The sequence below is a fragment of the Pseudomonas sp. McL0111 genome (assembly GCF_052567255.1).
The window spans coordinates 4297986-4317072 of sequence record NZ_CP199585.1 but is presented as its reverse complement, the minus strand read 5'-3'; the positions used below and the strand labels follow the sequence as shown (position 1 = coordinate 4317072).

Annotated in this window: 20 protein-coding genes and 1 tRNA gene; 10 read left to right on the top strand and 11 right to left on the bottom strand. The window is 60.0% G+C overall.

Going from position 1 to position 19087, the window contains the following annotated elements:
• Nucleotides 1-2: 2 nt before the first annotated feature.
• Nucleotides 3-776: a helix-turn-helix domain-containing protein gene (locus ACTWLJ_RS19730; RefSeq protein ID WP_445178097.1), complete on the bottom strand. Its 774-nt coding sequence runs from the start codon at nucleotides 774-776 to the stop codon at nucleotides 3-5.
• A gap of 200 nt (nucleotides 777-976) precedes the next feature.
• On the opposite strand from ACTWLJ_RS19730, the gene ACTWLJ_RS19725 reads away from it, so the two are divergent.
• The 6 genes from ACTWLJ_RS19725 (at nucleotide 977) to ACTWLJ_RS19700 (ending at nucleotide 8553) form a co-directional block, all read left to right on the top strand.
• The gene (locus tag ACTWLJ_RS19725) at nucleotides 977-2611 is read left to right on the top strand and encodes an APC family permease (protein ID WP_445178096.1); all 1635 of its coding nucleotides are present in this window, start codon (nucleotides 977-979) and stop codon (nucleotides 2609-2611) included.
• Between the two features lie 34 nt (nucleotides 2612-2645).
• The gene (locus tag ACTWLJ_RS19720; protein WP_445178095.1) at nucleotides 2646-3572 is read left to right on the top strand and encodes a 4-hydroxyproline epimerase; all 927 of its coding nucleotides are present in this window, start codon (nucleotides 2646-2648) and stop codon (nucleotides 3570-3572) included.
• Nucleotides 3573-3623: 51 nt separating this feature from the next.
• Complete coding sequence (locus ACTWLJ_RS19715; RefSeq protein ID WP_445178094.1) at nucleotides 3624-4571, top strand: dihydrodipicolinate synthase family protein; 948 nt, start codon at nucleotides 3624-3626, stop codon at nucleotides 4569-4571.
• A gap of 76 nt (nucleotides 4572-4647) precedes the next feature.
• Nucleotides 4648-6225, top strand: coding sequence for an aldehyde dehydrogenase (NADP(+)) (locus ACTWLJ_RS19710; RefSeq protein WP_445178093.1), 1578 nt, complete (start codon nucleotides 4648-4650; stop codon nucleotides 6223-6225).
• Between the two features lie 3 nt (nucleotides 6226-6228).
• Entirely contained in the window at nucleotides 6229-7503 is a 1275-nt protein-coding gene (locus tag ACTWLJ_RS19705) for an FAD-dependent oxidoreductase (protein ID WP_445178092.1), read from the top strand.
• A 69-nt stretch (nucleotides 7504-7572) separates the two neighbouring features.
• Complete coding sequence (locus tag ACTWLJ_RS19700; RefSeq protein WP_445178091.1) at nucleotides 7573-8553, top strand: Dyp-type peroxidase; 981 nt, start codon at nucleotides 7573-7575, stop codon at nucleotides 8551-8553.
• 19 nt (nucleotides 8554-8572) lie between these two features.
• On the opposite strand, the gene ACTWLJ_RS19695 is transcribed toward ACTWLJ_RS19700, so the two are convergent.
• From ACTWLJ_RS19695 to ACTWLJ_RS19670, 6 genes are all read right to left on the bottom strand, one after another.
• Nucleotides 8573-10561 (bottom strand): peptidase U32 family protein, encoded by a 1989-nt coding sequence (locus ACTWLJ_RS19695; protein ID WP_401209066.1) that lies wholly within the window; start codon nucleotides 10559-10561, stop codon nucleotides 8573-8575.
• Nucleotides 10562-10785: 224 nt separating this feature from the next.
• Complete coding sequence (locus tag ACTWLJ_RS19690; protein WP_445178090.1) at nucleotides 10786-11166, bottom strand: RidA family protein; 381 nt, start codon at nucleotides 11164-11166, stop codon at nucleotides 10786-10788.
• Nucleotides 11167-11273: 107 nt separating this feature from the next.
• Nucleotides 11274-11348 (bottom strand) — tRNA-Gln (locus tag ACTWLJ_RS19685).
• 125 nt (nucleotides 11349-11473) lie between these two features.
• Nucleotides 11474-11857, bottom strand: coding sequence for a DUF1801 domain-containing protein (locus ACTWLJ_RS19680; protein WP_445178089.1), 384 nt, complete (start codon nucleotides 11855-11857; stop codon nucleotides 11474-11476).
• A gap of 158 nt (nucleotides 11858-12015) precedes the next feature.
• Complete coding sequence (locus ACTWLJ_RS19675) at nucleotides 12016-12357, bottom strand: hypothetical protein (RefSeq protein WP_445178088.1); 342 nt, start codon at nucleotides 12355-12357, stop codon at nucleotides 12016-12018.
• An 86-nt stretch (nucleotides 12358-12443) separates the two neighbouring features.
• Nucleotides 12444-13088: an ATPase gene (locus ACTWLJ_RS19670; protein WP_445178087.1), complete on the bottom strand. Its 645-nt coding sequence runs from the start codon at nucleotides 13086-13088 to the stop codon at nucleotides 12444-12446.
• A gap of 170 nt (nucleotides 13089-13258) precedes the next feature.
• On the opposite strand from ACTWLJ_RS19670, the gene ACTWLJ_RS19665 reads away from it, so the two are divergent.
• Nucleotides 13259-13495: a hypothetical protein gene (locus ACTWLJ_RS19665; protein WP_445178086.1), complete on the top strand. Its 237-nt coding sequence runs from the start codon at nucleotides 13259-13261 to the stop codon at nucleotides 13493-13495.
• A gap of 47 nt (nucleotides 13496-13542) precedes the next feature.
• Here ACTWLJ_RS19665 and mug read toward each other — a convergent pair whose 3' ends face one another.
• Entirely contained in the window at nucleotides 13543-14049 is a 507-nt protein-coding gene (gene mug, locus ACTWLJ_RS19660; protein WP_445178085.1) for a G/U mismatch-specific DNA glycosylase, read from the bottom strand.
• Nucleotides 14050-14144: 95 nt separating this feature from the next.
• Here mug and ACTWLJ_RS19655 point away from each other — a divergent pair, with 95 nt between their 5' ends.
• Nucleotides 14145-15083 (top strand): LysR family transcriptional regulator, encoded by a 939-nt coding sequence (locus tag ACTWLJ_RS19655; RefSeq protein ID WP_445178084.1) that lies wholly within the window; start codon nucleotides 14145-14147, stop codon nucleotides 15081-15083.
• Nucleotides 15084-15134: 51 nt separating this feature from the next.
• Here the strand turns inward: ACTWLJ_RS19655 and ACTWLJ_RS19650 are convergent, their stop codons facing one another.
• Nucleotides 15135-15392 carry a DUF2790 domain-containing protein gene (locus ACTWLJ_RS19650; RefSeq protein ID WP_445178083.1) on the bottom strand — a complete coding sequence of 86 codons (258 nt, stop codon included), beginning with the start codon at nucleotides 15390-15392 and terminating at the stop codon, nucleotides 15135-15137.
• A 660-nt stretch (nucleotides 15393-16052) separates the two neighbouring features.
• Between ACTWLJ_RS19650 and ACTWLJ_RS19645 the strand changes: the two genes are divergently transcribed.
• On the top strand, nucleotides 16053-16415 hold the full coding sequence (locus ACTWLJ_RS19645; RefSeq protein ID WP_445178082.1) for a DUF6124 family protein: 363 nt from the start codon (nucleotides 16053-16055) through the stop codon (nucleotides 16413-16415).
• A 47-nt stretch (nucleotides 16416-16462) separates the two neighbouring features.
• Here the strand turns inward: ACTWLJ_RS19645 and ACTWLJ_RS19640 are convergent, their stop codons facing one another.
• Together ACTWLJ_RS19640 and ACTWLJ_RS19635 are read right to left on the bottom strand one after the other, a co-directional pair.
• Nucleotides 16463-16975: a hypothetical protein gene (locus ACTWLJ_RS19640; protein ID WP_401209024.1), complete on the bottom strand. Its 513-nt coding sequence runs from the start codon at nucleotides 16973-16975 to the stop codon at nucleotides 16463-16465.
• A gap of 348 nt (nucleotides 16976-17323) precedes the next feature.
• A complete protein-coding gene (locus ACTWLJ_RS19635; protein WP_445178081.1) occupies nucleotides 17324-17971 on the bottom strand; it encodes a hydrolase in 648 nt (215 codons plus the stop codon).
• A gap of 178 nt (nucleotides 17972-18149) precedes the next feature.
• On the opposite strand from ACTWLJ_RS19635, the gene ACTWLJ_RS19630 reads away from it, so the two are divergent.
• Nucleotides 18150-19073: a LysR family transcriptional regulator gene (locus tag ACTWLJ_RS19630; protein WP_445178080.1), complete on the top strand. Its 924-nt coding sequence runs from the start codon at nucleotides 18150-18152 to the stop codon at nucleotides 19071-19073.
• Nucleotides 19074-19087 lie beyond the last annotated feature (14 nt).

Genomic DNA, 19087 nt, shown 5'->3' with positions numbered 1-19087 from the left:
TTCTAATGCCCCGTCGCCTGCCGATACTGGCGCGGGGTGAACCCGGTCGATGCCTTGAACTGGCGGGTGAAGGCGCTGTGATCGGTATACCCGCATTGCAGCGCCACTTCGGTGATCGGGATTTCACTGTGCAACAGCCGATGGGCATGTTCCAGACGCACCTTCTGGATCATCTGCCGTGGCGTCAGATGGAATACCCGCTTGCAGTAGCGCTCCAGTTGCGCCACTGAAATACCGGCGATGCGCGTCAGTTCACCGAGCGTGACGCGACGGTTGAAATGCGCACGAATGTACTCGTCCACGGCAGCCAGCCGCTGATAGGCCGGATGGGTTTCGCTGGCTGTTTGCAGATCGACTGAAATGCCTGCCAGACCGATGATTTCGTGGTTGCGATTGTATAGCGGCCGTTTGTGCGTCAGGCACCAACCGGGCTCGCGACTGCCGTACAAGTGCAGCTCCAGTTGATCCTCCAGAATCAATCCTTCCTCCAGAACCCGCCGATCCTGTTCGGTGTAACCCGGCCCTAATTGCGCCGGGAATACCTCGGCGCTGGTCTTGCCCAGCAGCGGTCGCAAGTCTTTCAAACCGCAGCGCTGCACCAGCGTGCGGTTGGCCAGGACGTAACGCGCCTGCACATCCTTGATGAAGATCGCCGCGTTGGGGATGACGTCGAGCATCGGTAACAGCAGCGCCATGCCCGCCAGCAAATCCTCGAGGGTTTGCGGCCGATTCGCCTCGTCTTGCTGACAGAGGATTGCAAATGCGTTCTGCGTCATGACGCTCACTTCCCACTCTGCGGTTCACCTGCCGCGCAGATTGCACGATGGCCGACAGCCTGTCGAGCCGGGCGTTCGCGCTTGGTAATTGTGCTGATTTCGTCATCGATGCCGGCAAAAAACATCAATCGCCGCGGTTTTGATCGGTTCACTGTATGGCCACTGCACGCCCCTCCAATAACCCAAAAAAAGGCGACGCTATGACAGGCCAAGGCAAGTTCAAAAAACAGCTCTCACTGATAGACCTGACGTTTATCGGACTGGGCGCGATCTTCGGTTCCGGCTGGCTGTTTGCGGCCAGTCACGTCTCGGCGATTGCCGGTCCGGCGGGGATCTTCTCCTGGCTGCTGGGCGGTTTCGCCGTGTTGTTGCTGGGCATTGTTTATTGCGAGTTGGGCGCAGCGTTGCCGCGTGCCGGTGGCGTGGTGCGTTACCCGGTTTATTCCCACGGGCCGCTGCTCGGCTACCTGATGGGCTTCATCACCCTGATCGCGTTTTCCAGCCTGGTGGCGATTGAAGTGGTCGCTTCCCGGCAATATGCCGCCGCGTGGTTTCCCGAGCTGACCAAGGTCGGCTCCAGCGATCCGACGACCCTCGGCTGGCTCGTGCAATTCGGCCTGCTCTGCGTGTTTTTCCTGCTCAACTACCGCAGCGTCAAGACCTTCGCCATGGCCAACAATCTGGTCAGCGTGTTCAAGTTCATCGTGCCGCTGCTGGTCATCGGCGTGCTGTTCACCTTCTTCAAACCGGCCAACTTCGAGGTGCATGGCTTTGCGCCGTTCGGGCTGTCGGGCATTGAAATGGCGGTGTCTGCTGGCGGGGTGATCTTCGCGTATCTGGGCCTGACGCCGATCATTTCGGTGGCCAGTGAAGTGAAGAATCCACAACGTACGATTCCGATTGCGCTGATCCTGTCGGTGCTGCTTTCCACCGCGATTTATGTGCTGCTGCAAGTGGCTTTCCTCGGCGGCATCCCCACTGAAATGCTCGCCAACGGCTGGGCCGGCGTCGCCAAGGAACTGGCCTTGCCCTATCGCGATATCGCACTGGCGCTGGGCATAGGCTGGTTGGCGTATCTGGTGGTCGCTGACGCGGTGATCTCGCCCAGCGGCTGCGGCAACATCTACATGAACGCCACCCCACGCGTGATTTACGGCTGGGCGCAGACCGGCACGTTCTTCAAGATTTTCACCCGCATCGATGAAAAGTCCGGCATCCCGCGTCCGGCGCTGTGGCTGACGTTCGGTCTGTCGGTGTTCTGGACCCTGCCGTTCCCGTCGTGGGAAGCGCTGATCAACGTGGTGTCTGCCGCGCTGGTGCTGAGCTATGCAGTTGCGCCAGTCACGGTTGCCGCCCTGCGCCGCAATGCGCCGGACATGCCGCGTCCGTTCCGGGTCAAGGGCATGAGCGTGCTCGGGCCGCTGTCGTTCATCATCGCTGCGCTGATCGTCTACTGGTCGGGCTGGAACACCGTGTCGTGGCTGCTCGGCCTGCAAATTCTGATGTTTGTCGTTTACCTGCTGTGCGGCCGTTTTGTGCCAACCCAACACCTCAATCTCGGCCAACAAGTGCGTTCTTCGGCATGGCTGATCGGCTTCTACGCGGTGACCATCGTGCTGTCGAAACTCGGCAGCTTCGGCGGCATCGGCGTACTCAGTCATCCCTTCGACACAGTGATCGTCGCACTCTGCGCCATGGGCATTTACTACTGGGGCGCGGCCACCGGCGTACCGGCGCACCTGATCCGTCTGGAAACCGAGGACGACGAAAGCGAAGCCGCCGAATCGTCTACTTCCAGCGCCAATGACCAGCGTCCTGCCGGCGCACATGCCTGACTTCGGCCCTCAATCTCACTCAATGGACCATTCCATGAAACGAGTTCACATCATCGATTCCCATACCGGCGGCGAACCCACGCGCCTGGTGATGAAAGGCTTCCCGGATTTGCCCGGCGACAGCATCGCCGACAAGCGCGATGCCCTGCGCGAGCATCACGACAAATGGCGCCGCGCCTGTCTGTTGGAACCGCGTGGCAACGACGTGCTGGTCGGTGCGCTGTATTGCGAACCGGTGTCGCCGGACGCGACGTGCGGGGTGATCTTCTTCAACAACGCCGGCTACCTCGGCATGTGTGGGCACGGCACAATCGGTCTGGTCAATTCGTTGCATCACTTGGGCCTCATCGACCCCGGCGTACACAAGATCGACACGCCAGTCGGCCCGGTCAGCGCCACGCTGGACGCTGACGGCGCGGTCACTCTGCGCAACGTGCCGGCCTATCGTTACCGCAAACAGGTGCCGGTCGAAGTGCCGGGATACGGTCGCGTGCTCGGCGATATCGCTTGGGGCGGCAACTGGTTTTTCCTGGTCTCCGAGCACGGCCAGACGCTGACCATGGATAACGTCGACGCCCTCACCGATTACACCTGGGCGATGCTCAAGGCACTCGAAGCCCAAGGCATTCATGGCGAGGACGGCGCACTGATCGACCACGTCGAACTGTTCGCCGATGACCATCAGGCCGACAGCCGCAACTTCGTCATGTGCCCGGGCAAAGCCTACGACCGCTCCCCTTGCGGCACCGGCACCAGCGCCAAACTCGCATGTCTGGCCGCCGACGGCAAACTCGCCGAAGGCCAGATCTGGACCCAGGCGAGCATCACCGGCAGCCAGTTCGAAGGCCGCTTCGAATGGGAAGGCGAGCGCGTGCGCCCGTTCATTACCGGCCGCGCCTACATGACCGCCGACGCCACGTTGCTGATCGACGAACAGGACCCTTTCGCCTGGGGCATCTGAGCGCCCGGCGATCCACTTACCTCTGAATCAATGTCCCAAGGAATCAAAACAATGAGCGACAACATCTTCACTGGCTGCATCCCTGCACTGATGACCCCGTGCACCCCGGATCGCAAACCTGACTTCGACGCACTGGTCGCCAAGGGCCGTGAGCTGATCGATATCGGCATGAGCGCCGTCGTTTACTGCGGTTCGATGGGCGACTGGCCGCTGCTGACCGAAGCCGAACGTCAGGAAGGCGTGGCTCGTCTGGTCGCCGCTGGCGTGCCGACCATCGTTGGCACTGGCGCCGTCAACAGTCGTGAAGCGGTGGCTCACGCAGCACACGCGGCCAAAGTTGGCGCGCACGGTTTGATGGTGATTCCACGAGTCCTGTCCCGTGGCGCTTCGGCCACCGCGCAAAAGGCCCACTTCGCAGCGATTCTGCAAGCAGCACCGGGATTGCCGGCGGTGATCTATAACAGTCCTTATTACGGTTTCGCCACACGCGCCGACCTGTTCTTCGAACTGCGTCGTGAGCACCCGAACCTGATCGGCTTCAAGGAATTCGGTGGCGGCGCCGATCTGCGTTACGCCGCTGAAAACATCACCTCGCAGGACGATGCCGTGACCCTGATGGTCGGTGTCGATACGCAAGTGGTGCACGGTTTCGTCAACTGCAACGCCACTGGCGCGATCACCGGTATCGGCAACGCATTGCCCCGCGAAGTCCTGCAATTGGTGGCGTTGAGCAAGCAAGCGGCCAAGGGTGACGCCAAGGCCCGGCGTCTGGCGCGCGAACTGGAAGCCGCGCTGGCGGTGCTGTCGTCGTTCGATGAAGGTTGCGACCTGGTGCTCTATTACAAGCATCTGATGGTGCTCAACGGCGACAAGCAATACGCCCTGCACTTCAACGCCAGCGATGCGCTCAGCGATGCTCAGCGCCGTTACGCCGAGACTCAATACGCACTGTTCCGCCAGTGGTACAAAAACTGGTCCGCCGAACAGAACGTCGCCTGACCGCTGCTTCAAGCCCCGCGTGCGTTGCAACTCCGGTGAAAGCGGCGGGGCCTCAATCTATTTATCAGGAAGCACCATGACTTTGACAGGCAACATGCTGATCGGCGGCCAAGCCATAACCGGCAGCCGCGAAGCGATCCGGGCGATCAACCCGGCCACTGACGAAGCGCTGGAACCGGCCTATGCCGGCGGCAGCGCGGAGCATGTCGAGCAGGCCTGCGCCTTGGCCTGGGCCGCGCTGGATCAATATCGCGAAATCACACTGGCGGCCCGCGCAGATTTTCTTGAGTGTATAGCCGAGGAAATCGAAGACCTCGGCGATGAACTGATCGACCGCGCCGTAGCCGAAACCGGCCTGCCGCGCCCGCGCATCCAAGGTGAGCGCGGACGCACTTGCCAGCAATTACGCACCTTCGCCCGTACCGTCCGCGCCGGCGAATGGCTGGACGTACGTGTCGACAATGCCCAGCCGCAACGCCAGCCGCTGCCACGCGCAGATCTGCGTCAGCGTCAGATTCCGCTGGGGCCGGTGGCGGTGTTTGGTGCGAGTAATTTTCCGCTGGCGTTTTCCGTCGCTGGCGGCGATACCGCGTCGGCGCTGGCCGCCGGTTGCCCGGTGATCGTCAAGGCCCACAGCGCCCATCCCGGCACCAGTGAACTGGTCGGTCGTGCAGTGGCGAACGCGGTGAAGAAATGTGATCTGCCCGAGGGCGTGTTTTCGTTGCTGTTCGGTTCCGGCCGCGAAGTCGGAATTGCGCTGGTTTGCGATCCGCGCATCAAAGCCGTGGGCTTCACCGGTTCGCGCAGTGGCGGCGTGGCATTGAGTAAAGCGGCGCAGTCGCGTTCGGAGCCAATTCCGGTGTATGCGGAAATGAGTTCGATCAATCCGGTGTACCTGTTTCCCGAAGCTCTGTCGCAGCGTGGCGATGCGCTGGCGCAAGGCTTTGTTGCCTCGCTGACCCAGGGCGCCGGGCAGTTCTGTACCAATCCCGGGTTGCTAATCGCCCGTCAGGGCCCGGCGCTGGAGCGCTTTATCGACAGCGCTGCCGAGCTGATCCGCCGCAGTCCGGCGCAGACCATGCTGACGCCGGGGATCTTCAGCGCTTATCAAACCGCCACCGGTTTGCTGGCCGAAAATCCTCGCGCTCAGGTCGTGGCGAGCGGTCTGCCGGGCGAAGGCCCGAACCAATGTCGGGCACAGTTATTCGTTACCCAGGCGCAGGATTTTCTTGCCGATCAGCGTCTGCAAGGGGAAATGTTCGGTGCCGCTTCGTTGATCGTGCAGTGCGCCAGCGACGCTGAAATCCTTCAGGTCACTGAACACCTCGAAGGCCAACTGACGGCGACGCTGCACCTTGATGAGTCGGACCTGCCAAACGCTCGGGCCTTGTTGCCGACGCTGGAGCGCAAGGCCGGTCGGCTGCTGGTCAACGGCTGGCCCACCGGGGTCGAAGTCTGTGATGCGATGGTGCATGGCGGGCCGTTCCCGGCGACTTCGGATTCACGCACGACCTCGGTCGGCACCGCGGCGATCCTGCGCTTCCTGCGTCCGGTTTGCTATCAGGATTTCCCCGAAAGCTTGCTGCCCGCAGCGTTGAAACAGGCGAATCCGTTGCTGTTGCGGCGCTTGCTCGACGGACAGAGGGAAGCCTAGAACATGCCTGACAACCTCAATCAGGACAGCGCCGATGTCGCGGTGATCGGCGCCGGCATCATCGGCGTCGCCTGCGCGCTGCAACTGGCCCGGCAAGGACGCCGGGTGGTGGTCATCGACCGCGACGAGCCAGGTCACGGCGCCTCGTTCGGCAATGCCGGGCATCTGGCGACCGAGCAGGTGTTTCCGATTGCCGACCTGTCGATCCTCAAACGCTTGCCAGCCATGCTCATGGACCCGATGGGCCCGTTGCGCCTGGACTGGAAGTACATGCCCCGAGCCTTGCCGTGGTTCACGCGGCTTTTGCTGAATCTGCGTCCGGCGCCGTTCCAGCGCACGGTCGCCGGCCTGCGGGCGCTCAACGAAAGCAGCCTGCCAGCCTGGCAGCGATTGCTGCAAAGCATCGCCCGTCCCGACTTGCTCAAGGAGGACGGCTCATTACTGGTGTTCGAACGCGCAGACTCGCGGCAGGCCATCGAAGCCTTGCAGGCGCGCATGCGCCAGCAACAGGTGCCAGTGGATTTCTGGGCAGCCAATGCGGTGCGCGATCAGGCGCCGCAACTCAGCGAGCAGATTCAGGGCGGCTTGTTCTTCCCGCGCACCGGGCACTTTCTCGATCCGTACCGGGTGGTCTGCGAACTAGTCGAAGCAGCCAAGGCCAGTGGTGTGCAGTTTTTGAAGCAGCAGGTTCTCGGCGGACAGTTGCAGGAGCACTGCGTGTCTTTGCATACCGATCAAGGCCGGTTCACTGCGAATCAGGTGCTGATCGCCTGCGGCGCGCACTCGGCAAAGCTCACGGCGGCCCTGACCGGCAAGCAGGTGCCGCTGGACACCGAGCGCGGTTATCACCTGATGCTGCCCCATGAACAACAGCGCCTGCCTTTCGCCGTCACTTCGTTTGAACGTAAGTTCATCATGACGCCGATGGCTGAGGGCCTGCGGCTGGCCGGCACCGTCGAGTTCGCCGGTCTGGAACGCCCGCCGGTGATGGAACGTGCGTGGCAGTTGCATCGGCTGAGCAAGGGCTTGTTCCGGCGTGACTTGAGCGCTGAAGGGGCGACGCCGTGGATGGGTTTTCGCCCGTCATTACCCGACTCGCTGCCGATTATTGACCGAGTGTGTGACGGCAAAGTGTTGCTCGCGTTCGGCCATCAACATCTGGGGCTGACGCAGGCAGCGGTGACCGCCGAACTGATTGCGCAACTGGCCTCGTCGCCAACCGCCCCGACGTTGCCCGGACTGCCCGAACTGGCGCCCTATCGACTGAGTCGCTTCTGAGATATCGATCAAGCGGGATTTGGTTTCATAATGGCGGCCGACCTTAGTCACGCGACCATGGAACTGTTTATGACCTCAGCAATGGACACCCGGACACCTGAGCCGCAAGCAATCGGCAACCCGATCACCCGCAGCGCGATCTTCATGGTCTTGACACTGGCGCCCGGCAGCGATGCCGCCAGTCAGGTGCGCGGCTGGTGTGGCGACATCGCCGCCCTCACCCGCTCGGTCGGCAAACGCGTGCCTGACGGCAATCTGTCGTGCATCTGCGGGTTCGGTTCGAGTGCCTGGGATGCGCTATTTGGTAACCCGCGTCCGGCAGCGTTGCATCCGTTTCGTGAATTCGGCGTTGCCGGGCGTCAGGCGATTTCCACACCGGGGGACATCCTGCTACACATTCGCGCCGAGCAGATGGACCTGTGTTTTGAACTGGCAACACAACTGATGGCCGCCCTCGGCGATGCCGTGGTGGTGGTCGATGAGGTGCAGGGTTTCCGCTATTTCGATATGCGCAGCATCATCGGTTTTGTCGATGGCACGGAGAATCCGGTCGGGCGCAAGATTGGCGACTTCACGCTGGTGGGTGACGAAGATCAGGCGTTTGCCGCTGGCAGCTACGTGCTGGTGCAGAAGTATCTGCACAAGATGGATGCGTGGAATGCGCTGACCGTCGAAGCTCAGGAACGGGTGATCGGGCGCACCAAACTGGCGGACATCGAGCTTGATGATGCGGTCAAGCCGAGCTGCTCGCACAGTTCGTTGACGACGATTACCAAGGACGGCAAGGAAGTGAAAATCCTGCGTGACAACATGCCGTTCGGCAAGCCTGGGGCTGGCGAGTTCGGTACTTACTTTATTGGTTATGCGCGCTCGCCGGAACCGATCGAACTGATGCTGGAGAACATGTTTGTTGGCAAACCCGTCGGCAACTACGACCGTTTGCTGGATTTCAGCACGGCAGTCACCGGAGGTTTGTTCTTTGTACCGTCAGCCGATTTGCTCGAAGAACTGGCGGACCGAGAGCCTGAGCAGGCGAGCGTGACCCCGTAGGATCACGCCTGCCCGTCACTCAGTGTGGTGCGCGCGGGATGGTTTTCATCAGGTCTTCGGGGCTGATGTGGCCAACCACGCTACCCAGTTGCGGCAGGTTGAGGATGTGGCCTTTCATCTTGCCGATGATGTGCATCTCGCAAGGCTTGCAGTCGAACTTCAGGGTCAGCACTTCGTCACCGTGAATCAGCTGCATCGGTGCAACCTTGGTGCGCACGCCGGTCACACCCTTGGCCTGTTTCGGGCACAAGTTGAACGAGAAACGCAGGCAGTGCTTGGTGATCATCACCGGCACTTCGCCTGATTCTTCGTGCGCTTCATACGCAGCGTCGATCAGCTTCACGCCGTGACGGTGATAGAAGTCGCGGGCCTTCTGGTTGTAGACGTTGGCCAGGAACGACAGGTGCGATTCCGGGTACACCGGAGGCGGCGTGGTCTCGGCTTTACGGCTACCACGCGGGTGCGCGGCGATCCGTGCGGCGGTCAGGGCTTCAATCACTTCGCGGCGCAAAGTCTTGAGCTGCGAATTCGGGATGAAGTAGGCCTGCGGCGCATCGAGCTTGATGTCGGTGGCGTGATACTGCGTGGTGCCGAGCTGGCCCAGCAGATCCTGCAACTGTTCCAGCGCCTGCTCCGGCTTGTTGGCAACGCCGAACGGGCCGTTCAGGGTGACGCTGGCCTTGATCCCTTCTTCGCTGGTGGCGGTCACTTCCAGCTGATCTTCACGCAAACGGGCAACCCAGCTCAGGGCCACACGACGCTCGGCGGAGGTCTTTTGCAGGGCCTGCTGCCAGTTGTGATCGAGGTTACGGTTCAGCGGATGATTCGGGCGCAGCTTGTACATGCCTTCAGGCATTTCGTTCGGCTCGACGCGGTAGCGATAGCGCTTCTCGCCGTCTTCTTCGAACTCGCCTTTCGGCTCGGCGATGTTGGCGCGGAAACCCACCACTTCACGCTTGACCAGCACGTTGAGGCCGTCGCCGTTGGACAGCGGCTCCTGGGTCACGACCAGCATGTCACGCTTGGCGACTTTCTCGACCACACCCACCGGCAGACCGGTGAACGTCGGCGAATCGAACGCGCCGATGTCGATCTTGCGGTCGGTGACGAAGTAATCGGTGCTGCCGCGATGGAAAGTCTTTTCCGGGTCGGGCAGGAAGAAGTGCGCGGTGCGGCCGCTGGAGGCACGAGCCAGATCAGGGCGGTCTTCGAGCACGTCGTCGAGGCGCTGGCGGTAATAGGCGGTGATGTTCTTCACATAGCCCATGTCCTTGTAACGACCTTCGATCTTGAACGAACGCACACCGGCCTCGACCAGGGCGCGGATGTTGGCGCTCTGGTTGTTGTCTTTCATCGACAGCAGGTGTTTTTCGTAGGCAATCACGCCGCCCTGCTCGTCTTTGAGCGTGTACGGCAAGCGGCAGGCTTGCGAGCAGTCGCCACGGTTGGCACTGCGGCCGGTCTGCGCGTGGGAGATGTTGCACTGACCGGAGAACGCCACGCACAGTGCGCCGTGAATGAAGAACTCGACGGCGGCGTCGGTTTCATCGGCGATGGCGCGGATTTCCTGGAGGTTCAGCTCGCGGGCCAGCACCAGTTGCGAGAAACCAGCCTGATCGAGGAACTTGGCCCGCTCAAGCGTGCGGATATCGGTCTGGGTGCTCGCGTGCAACTCGATGGGCGGGATGTCCAGCTCCATCACCCCAAGATCCTGGACGATCAGCGCATCGACGCCGGCGTCGTACAACTGATGGATCAGCTTGCGTGCCGGCTCCAGTTCGTTGTCGTGCAGGATGGTGTTGATGGTGGTGAAAATCCGCGCATGGTAACGACGGGCGAATTCGACCAGATCGGCGATCTCGCTCACTTCGTTACAGGCATTGTGGCGCGCGCCAAAGCTCGGGCCACCGATGTACACGGCGTCGGCGCCATGCAGGATCGCCTCACGGGCAATCGCCACGTCGCGGGCTGGGCTGAGCAGTTCCAGATGATGCTTGGGCAAGGACATATATTTTTTTAGTCAGACTGTCACGGTTGAGGCGCGCATTGTAGCCGCGAAACGCTAAACCGGCACGCCCGTGCTGCCAAGTGGCAACTGCCCCGCCCTTAGGGACACCGCATTCCCTGTGGGAGCTGGCTTGCCAGCGATAGCGTCGGCACATCCAACATCAATATTGACTGACACATCGTCATCGCTGGCAAGCCAGCTCCCACAGGGTTTTGGGTGTCAGGTCAGGCTTTGGCGGCCATGGCGGTGACTTCCACGCGCATGCCTTCGACGGCCAGGGAAGCCACGCCAACCGCAGCGCGGACTGGCCATGGTTTGGCGAAGAAGCGTTTGTAGACTTCGTTGAACGCGGCGCGGTCGGCCATGTCGGTGAGGTAGATGGTCAGGTGCATGACCCGATCTATCGAACTGCCGGCCTTCTCCAGCGCGACTTTCAGCGCTTGCAGGGTGCATTCGCTTTGCAGCGTGACATCGCCCAGCTCCAGGCTGCCGTCGGCACGGGTCGGGATCTGCGTCGAAACCAGAATGCCGCCGAAACCGACAACGTCGGAAGAAATGGAGTCTGCGTCAGGGTCTGGGGTGAAGGTGATGTCTTGGTTTGCCATAAGGTTCTCTGGTCGGAGGAATTTACGGGGCGCAGTTTACAACGGCTGACCAACAAATCGCGGGCATAAAAAAACGCCAGTTCTTTCGAACTGGCGTTTCTTGAATATGGCAGGGGCGGCTGGATTTGAACCAACGCATGGCAGGATCAAAACCTGCTGCCTTACCGCTTGGCGACGCCCCTATAACTCACACTGCGTAACGTGCTGTGTAAGCGTGGGCGGCAATTTAACAACATTTATGCGATCTGGGAAGCCCAATGTGAAAAAAATTTGTTTTAAAACAGCCAGTTATTCCTGAGACGTGCATTTACTTCGAAGTATTCAGCGCAATCGCCTCCAGAATCAGCGCCTTCAAGGCCTTCGCATCGACCTTGTCGCCCTCGTGAAAATCAATTGCCCGCCGGGTGTTGCCCTCAAGACTGGCGTTGAACAGCCCCGACGGATCAGCCAGCGCGGCGCCCTTGGCGAAGGTCACTTTCACCGCTGCCTTATAGGTCTCGCCGGTGCAGATGATCCCGCCATGCGACCAAACCGGTACGCCCCGCCACTTCCACTCCTCCACCACATCCGGGTCGGCCTGATGCATGACCTTACGGATTTCAATCAGCGTGGCGCCGCGCCAATCGTTCAATTCTGCGATTCGTGCATCGATCAGCGCCGCAGCGTCGATGTCCGGCTTGTCGGTTTGCATGGCAATCGTCCTCCTCATAAAGGTCAGAGCCTCCGTCGATTGCATCAATCCTAGCTCGCAAGTAAAAAAAAGCCCCGCGACCGAATGGGGCGCGGGGCAAAAAATTGGTTGGTTGCGGCCAACCAAAGGAGCTCGGTTAATACGTTTGAACGCTGGAATCAGATGCAGTCCTGAGCAGCACGCTCAAAAGTCGATGGCACCAGGTTCGAGGCCAGCAGGTGACGGTCATAGATGAACACCTTGCCGCCGGTGCCAGCCTTGTAGGCTTCCAGCACGTTGTCCGCCGAGATTTTGCTCGGGACTACGATGCGGTAGCTGCGCTGGGTCTGCGAAACGGTCGGGGCCATCGCGTTGCCCTGCAACTTCGGCACCACGCAATCGGCGTACTGTGCCGGGGTTTTGCTGGTCTGCAAGGTCATGGTCGGGTTATTCGGTGTCGAGGTACAGCCGACGAGTGACAAGACAGCGAAAGCCAGGGCAGGCAAAAACAAATTACGCATGGGTGAAATCCTGAAAACAAAAAATCGGTTCATTGGGCAACGGTTCAACGTCACGGGCGCTGCCGTTGCCATTCTTTAGGAGTCAATCAGCCGGCTCTCACCAAGGCTTTCAACGAATTATCAAACTGCTTCAAGGCATTGAGTTGCAGGTCACGCTGCTGCTCGATCTGCGCGGCAATCGCCGGTGCTGCCTTGTTGTGCACCCAGACCGAAGGCATTTGTTTCTCTATCGCGCCTTCAGCCTTGCCGATGTATTGCAGGTCGGCGTCGTAGAATCGGGCGGCGAATCGCGCCTCCACCAGGCTGTTTCGCTGGGTCAACAGGCGGTTGAACGTGTCCAGTTTCACCACCACATCCGGATGCGCCTGCAACAGCTCATCGAGGTTGTCGTAGACCGTCACCGACAGAAACTGCTGTTGCAGCGAATTCACCAGCCAGTCGATCGCCAATTCCGGATCGGAGCTGTTGACGAACGCCGCACGAATCCGCGGATCAAGCGCATCTTTTGCGCCGTTCACCGCTACGTCGTGGTAGCGCTCAAGGTATTGCAGGTTGTCCAGTGTGTTTTCGCTGTAGAGCACGCCGACCTTTTGCGAATGGCGTAATACCGCGCTACTGCTGCCAAGCGGCAGGAAATGGCACGATTGCGCATCATCCGCATAGGCCGGTGCGGTAACCCCCACCCCGCCCATCAACAGGGCAACTACAGCCAGTCGGATTAATGTGTTCATCGCGCAAATTCCTTGAGCTGCGTTTCGATGAAGGCGATTTTCCGCCTATCGGACGCAAAGCAAAACTTGCGTTTCGTGATGGTCACTATTACTTCTAGCGATAGTTGCGCGCATCGCAGACTGATGCACACTCAATGACAACTAATAAAACAACACTGAGAGGTCCCTGATTGAGAACTTTTGACCTGATCCGCGACGCCGTCCTTCCCGAATTCCGCGAGCGGGTAGCTGAATACCTGGTCGATTACGAAACCGCCCTGCGCAAGAACGCGCTCGATGCCGAGTCGGCACGCGAGGTCGCCAATCAACTGCGCGGTTACTTGCGCGGGCTGAATACCACGCGGGTATTGGGCATGGCCGATTGGGAAGAGCTGGATCGGCGGGTGGTGGAGACCTGGTTGAAGTAGCGTTGGCCGAATCTGAAGTGGCAGACGCTTGTTGTCGGCGGCTTGCGCTAAAGCTTGAAGATCACCGCATGCATTTTTCGATACGCGTCCACCAGTTGCTCAAGCGTGAACGCTCGATTGCGCCCACTGGGATTAGGCAACACCCAGACGGCCGCGTTGCCGAACGTCTGCGCCTGCGGCCCCCACGCCACGTCCTTCTGCCCTGATAACCCGGCATACGCGGCTTTACCGAGAAACGCCACGACGCGCGGCGCATGACGGGCGATCTTGCTTTCGAAATCCGCAGCCGCTGCGGTGAACTCCGCCACTGACAGTTGATCCGCCCGCGCCGTCGGCCGATCAACCACTGCCGTCAGTCCACAGCCAAATTGCAGAAGTGATCGATCATCCTCCGGCGGCACCTCATGTGGCGTGAACCCGGCCAGATGCAAGGTGCGCCAGAAACGATTGCCGCGCCCGGCGAAGTGGTGCCCTTCAGCCGCCGCAAGCAAGCCCGGATTGATTCCGCAGAACACCACCGCGAGTTCCTGCGCCAAAATATCTTCAAGTGCCATATACCCTCCCCCGCGATCCCAGCCGCTCAAACTATTGCAAGACCCGCCCGCCGCCAATCCCTAGAATGACTGCCTCATCCCTCTTGGTGAAATCGATGGACGTCATCCAGACCCTGCGCTTCTTCGTCGCCGTCGCCCAAACCGGCAGTTTCACTGCCGCCGCCGACCTGTTCGACACCACCACGACCAACGTCTCCAAAGCCGTCTCCAGCCTCGAAGCCCGGTTGCACACTCGCCTGATCAACCGCACCACCCGCCGCCTCGCTCTCACCGAAGCCGGCGTGCGTTACCTGCAACGCTGCGAAAAGATTCTGGATGACCTGCGCGACGCCGACGAAGAAGCCGGCACCGCCCAGACCCTGCCCGTCGGCCGCTTGAAAATCCACGCAATGGCCGCCATCGGCAACCACTACGTGATCAACGCCATCGCCCGCTACCGCGAGATTCACCCCACGGTGATGTTCGACCTGACCCTGAGCAATCGCCTGCCCGACCTGCTCGAAGAAGGCTACGACATGTCCATCGTGCTGGCCCGCGACCTGCCCGACTCAGGCTTCGTCGCACAACGCCTCGGCGTCACCTACAGCATCCTCTGCGCCTCACCCGGCTATCTCGCCAAACGCGGCAGCCCGGCCACGCCCGGCGCACTCGGCGAACACGACTGTCTGCGCATCGTCAACACGGTGATGCCAGCCGAAAACTGGGTGTTCGAAGGACCGCAAGGCCTGGAAACCGTCAACGTGCCCGTCTCGCCTCTGCACATCAACACAGCGGACGGCATGGCGACAGCGATCAAGAATGGAATGGGCATCGGCATTCAACCGATAGCGTCGGCCGTCGAGGGCCTGAGGGCGGGAGCCTTGGTGCGGGTACTGCCGGAGTACCATCTGGAGGAATACAACCTGTTCGCGATCTATCCATCGCGCAAATTCGTCGACGCCAAAATCAAGACCTGGGTAGAGTTCCTGAAAACCGCCATCCCGCAACTGCTGGCGTCCGATGAGGACATTGCCGGTTCAGCATCAACCCGCTGACGCCAAGTGCCGCAGACCTGGAGTGTCGACCCTCCAGTGTCAGCACGACGATCAACCGTTGGAACAACCGCTGCCCATCACTTGATACTGCAAGACATGCCGCGCACCGGTCGAGTCTTCATAAGTCATCTGCGCCGGCACCGGACCGCACTGGGTGCCCGTGTCGGAGATCGAGATCACATGGGCGACGTCGAGTTGGGTGGAATAGCTGTAGGTTTCAACCTGAGTGTAGGCCGGTTCGTCAGCGGCAAAGGCCTGCGCGCCGATAGTGCTGAACGCAAAAAGCAGAGCAATTTTTGAAAATTTCATGATGTTCACCGTCTCGATGGGACCGTGTTTGTTCACGGATTGGAGACGATGTTAGGGGTTGTGGCTGCTGGCAAAAATCGGTCGCCCGGACAAACACTGTGTCCAAAATGCACATGAATAACCTCAACCCCCACACCAAACTCACAGTTGCAACATCATCACCAACCCCAGAATCCAACAAACATAAAACTGAAAAAACACCGTCACTGTGGTGAGGGGACTTGTCCCCGTTGGGTCGCGCAGCGGCCCCCGATTTTCAGAAAAAAATCAAAATCCCGCGCCCCCAACAAGGCCTGTTTAATCAATTCCCCACCACCGTTTAAAGACACCCACTGTTACGTCATCCAGCCTACAACGCCTTGCGCCATTACCTACGACTACGCCAGAATCCGCCGGCTTGTGCGCCTTGGGCCCGGGTTCTATCGTTGGCTGGTCGCTGAAAAACAGCGATCGGGTTTGGTAGCCCGCCTCTACATGTGGCGCATAGCGTCACCTTATGCAGATGCTTTTTTGGCATTTGTCTTAATGGTGGCCATGCGCAGGGCGCTTTCGAGCGCGCCGGTTTTTCCATGTGTGCCGGTCTACCAACCTTCGTATGGCCACCACCCTTCGTTTGGTAGCGAGAGTGATGGTTCCCTTAGCCACATGTGGAGCGTCACTATGTTCAAAGTCACACCCAACCCGCCCGAAACCGATCCAGCCTCCCCCTACGAATCCCTCGATTCCAGAAAACTCAACGAAGCCGCCGAACGCGCCCTCGACCACTACCTCAACCCCACTGCCCAAATCATGGCCAAACCCTACGAACCCAACGCCATGTTCCTCGCCAACCCAAAAACCGCGACCGAAGAATTACTGGCGAACGCCAGTGAATCACTGGGTTCAGCGTCGGTAATGCTCGGGGATTTGGTGGCGCTGATGGAGGGGCCGACCCGCAAGACGCTACAAGGTATTGCGCAAGTGGTGATGCTGGGGGAATTGGCGGTGAATCAGGCGCTGGATAACGTTGTGCCGACGGAGTAGACGGTAGGCGCTCTGTGGTAGACGGCACGCCGATTACCACAGAGCGTTCAGCGTTGCACCGGCGGAAGCGGGCCCACGAACATCACCTTGAGCCGGGCGGGCCCGATGACGCGCGCCAATTCTGCGATCACGCAATACATGAATATCAACGTGATGAGCAGAATCTGTACCGCCCAAAAACGAGGAAAGTTCAATGAAGAAAAAAGTAGAGAGTTCGCACCTATGATGCTGTGTGCCTCTTTCCAGTATTCGTACAGTTGCTCCAGATAATGAACAACAAGCGCGACCACGGCATACATGAGTGTCTTCCAGCTGACATTCCAAATCAGCGGTTTGTCAGGAAACCTGTTTATGAAGGGCAGCATATCCGCGATTAACACCGACTTGCCGAGTATGAGGGAGGCGATCAGCACCGACGCCGAAACCGGAAGATCTATCCCCGTGCCCTTGATCATCAGCTCACGAATCAGGGCAACGATGTGCAGAATGACGAAAAAAAACAGGGTCGGCGGAAGTACTTTCAGGACTTCATGTTTGATCTTGAGTATTGCTGTGTTCATGTTGGCGCCCTTCCATCACGAGTTAGCGTAGCGTCACCAAACGAATCGAGCCCGGATCGCCCAGGGGTATCGCGTCCGTGAGGATAAAAACAGACTAGCCAATGATGACTGCCACCCGCTTGCCTTAATGCAGTAAAGCATCAGTAGCAGCGTTTGGAGTTGGTTGATCGCTACACTCCGATCGGCGCCCCACACTCTCGACAGGCAGAAATCGACCTTACATTCTCCGCGGCACGGCAGCCTTGTACATCGGTGCCCGGGCGTGCCAAAACCTCCGGCTCATTCACTGCAAAAAAATAAAGGCAGCGCCCGCTTTTGCGAGCACTACCTTCATCGACGGCCCTCTAATCAGGCCTTCTTGCCTGCCTCCTCCAGAGCCTTTTCAGCGTTGAACCCGTCAAAGTTCTCGAATACGCCCATAAAACCCGGCACGGTCACTTCTCGCGCCCAGTCGCGCTGCAGTTCGCAGTACATCTGCACCCGGCTGATGAGCTTCGCACCAGCCTGTTCCATTCTGCGCAACGCCGCCTCATGCGCAGCGAGCGATGTACCGCCGACCGCATCGACCGGCACATACACTTCATAGCCTTCCTGGATAGCGTCGAGCACCGGGAATGTCAGACAGGCTTCGGTCCAGAGCGCAGTCATGATGAGTTTCTTACGCCCAAGCGCCTTGACCGCCTGTTTGAATTCCGTGTCCTCCCAACTGTTGATCGAGGTGCGATCATAGGTCGGCAGGTGGCTGAGCACCTCTTGCAGCTCCTGAATCGGCGGCTTGTTGCGGCCGGTTGCTACATTGACGGTCGAGTGGATGATCGGAAGGTTGTAGTTGACCGCCGCCCTGGCGACGCTGGTGATGTTGAAGACCAGTTCGTCGCGCGGCATCGAGCGGATCGAGGAAACCTGAACAGGCTGATAATCGATGATGATCAACGCCGAGTTTTCCGGGGTCAGTAGTTGGTCGGTGTGGGGATTGCGGAGAGTCTCGCTTGCCATTGGCAAATCCTTTTTATGGGTGACGCACGTTTGTGAAAGGGCCGGAGCCCGTGCGGGTAATGGATTCCAGGGCACAAGCGAAGGATGCTGTGCCTGGAAAATCCATTGTGCTGTTCCCATGTTCGAGGCAGTAGTAGCATTGTGCGATGTGCTGTGTCGCGCAAAGGGGAACGCAAGCATGGATATCGAAGAACTACAGACCTTCGTGGAAGTGGCTGATGCCGGGGGTATTTCGCAGGCTGCACTGCGTCTTGGCGTATCGAAATCGATCGTCAGTCGCCGCCTGGCCCGGCTTGAAAGCGAACTGGGCGTGCAACTGCTGGCACGCTCCACTCGCGGTTCGGCACTCACTGAGGCCGGCGCGACATTCCGGGACTACGCCGCCAGAGTCTGCAACGAGATCGACATCGCGAAGGAAACGATCCTGCCTGCTGGCGCCCTTCGCGGCCGCCTGCGCGTGGCCGTCCCGCTGTCGTTTGGCCCGACTCACTTCGCACCAGTGCTGGCGGAAATGGCACGCCGCCACCCTCAGTTGCATATGCAGACTTGCTACAGCGATCGCTTCGTTGACCTCATCACCGAGGGCTATGATTGCGCCATTCGGGTGGGCTATCTGAAAGACTCCAATCTGATCGCAAGGCGCATTGGCCCGGTCTACACCAAACTCGTCGCGAGCAAGGACTACATCAAGGCGCACGGTGCACCCGAGACGCCGGACGAACTGGTCGACCATCAGGCGCTTCTGCAGGGCACCGAGGCCTGGCAATTCATGGACGGCGACAAAATCATCACGATTCGTCCGCAAGGACGCTTCAAGGCCGACAACGGCACCGCCCTCGCCGCCGCCGCGACCGCAGGCCTTGGCGTCGCCTACCTGCCCGACTGCCTCACCCATGAACACGTGGCATCAGGCGCACTGGTGCCGATCATGACAAACCATCCGCCCCCTCCGGCCGGTGCCTACGTCATTCGCCCGCCAGGTCCGCATCCCGCCCGGAAAATACGCGTGCTCACCGAACTGCTGATCGAGTTCTTCGGCGAATCTCCGCACCTGGCGGCGCAGCCGCTGTCACATCAGGAAGATGTGCCGGCGTATAGCTGAGCAAATCGGAGGGA

What these genes read in the sequence shown, in the direction of transcription:
- ACTWLJ_RS19705 (WP_445178092.1), top strand. Translation starts at nt 6,229, where the DNA reads ATGCCTGACAACCTCAATCAGGACAGCGCCGATGTCGCGGTGATCGGC.
- ACTWLJ_RS19710 (WP_445178093.1), top strand. Translation starts at nt 4,648, where the DNA reads ATGACTTTGACAGGCAACATGCTGATCGGCGGCCAAGCCATAACCGGC.
- ACTWLJ_RS19700 (WP_445178091.1), top strand. Translation starts at nt 7,573, where the DNA reads ATGACCTCAGCAATGGACACCCGGACACCTGAGCCGCAAGCAATCGGC.
- mug (WP_445178085.1), bottom strand. Translation starts at nt 14,049, where the DNA reads ATGGCACTTGAAGATATTTTGGCGCAGGAACTCGCGGTGGTGTTCTGC.
- ACTWLJ_RS19730 (WP_445178097.1), bottom strand. Translation starts at nt 776, where the DNA reads ATGACGCAGAACGCATTTGCAATCCTCTGTCAGCAAGACGAGGCGAAT.
- ACTWLJ_RS19645 (WP_445178082.1), top strand. Translation starts at nt 16,053, where the DNA reads ATGTTCAAAGTCACACCCAACCCGCCCGAAACCGATCCAGCCTCCCCC.
- ACTWLJ_RS19655 (WP_445178084.1), top strand. Translation starts at nt 14,145, where the DNA reads ATGGACGTCATCCAGACCCTGCGCTTCTTCGTCGCCGTCGCCCAAACC.
- ACTWLJ_RS19670 (WP_445178087.1), bottom strand. Translation starts at nt 13,088, where the DNA reads ATGAACACATTAATCCGACTGGCTGTAGTTGCCCTGTTGATGGGCGGG.
- ACTWLJ_RS19720 (WP_445178095.1), top strand. Translation starts at nt 2,646, where the DNA reads ATGAAACGAGTTCACATCATCGATTCCCATACCGGCGGCGAACCCACG.
- ACTWLJ_RS19650 (WP_445178083.1), bottom strand. Translation starts at nt 15,392, where the DNA reads ATGAAATTTTCAAAAATTGCTCTGCTTTTTGCGTTCAGCACTATCGGC.
- ACTWLJ_RS19635 (WP_445178081.1), bottom strand. Translation starts at nt 17,971, where the DNA reads ATGGCAAGCGAGACTCTCCGCAATCCCCACACCGACCAACTACTGACC.
- ACTWLJ_RS19675 (WP_445178088.1), bottom strand. Translation starts at nt 12,357, where the DNA reads ATGCGTAATTTGTTTTTGCCTGCCCTGGCTTTCGCTGTCTTGTCACTC.
- ACTWLJ_RS19695 (WP_401209066.1), bottom strand. Translation starts at nt 10,561, where the DNA reads ATGTCCTTGCCCAAGCATCATCTGGAACTGCTCAGCCCAGCCCGCGAC.
- ACTWLJ_RS19680 (WP_445178089.1), bottom strand. Translation starts at nt 11,857, where the DNA reads ATGCAAACCGACAAGCCGGACATCGACGCTGCGGCGCTGATCGATGCA.
- ACTWLJ_RS19715 (WP_445178094.1), top strand. Translation starts at nt 3,624, where the DNA reads ATGAGCGACAACATCTTCACTGGCTGCATCCCTGCACTGATGACCCCG.
- ACTWLJ_RS19630 (WP_445178080.1), top strand. Translation starts at nt 18,150, where the DNA reads ATGGATATCGAAGAACTACAGACCTTCGTGGAAGTGGCTGATGCCGGG.
- ACTWLJ_RS19690 (WP_445178090.1), bottom strand. Translation starts at nt 11,166, where the DNA reads ATGGCAAACCAAGACATCACCTTCACCCCAGACCCTGACGCAGACTCC.
- ACTWLJ_RS19640 (WP_401209024.1), bottom strand. Translation starts at nt 16,975, where the DNA reads ATGAACACAGCAATACTCAAGATCAAACATGAAGTCCTGAAAGTACTT.
- ACTWLJ_RS19725 (WP_445178096.1), top strand. Translation starts at nt 977, where the DNA reads ATGACAGGCCAAGGCAAGTTCAAAAAACAGCTCTCACTGATAGACCTG.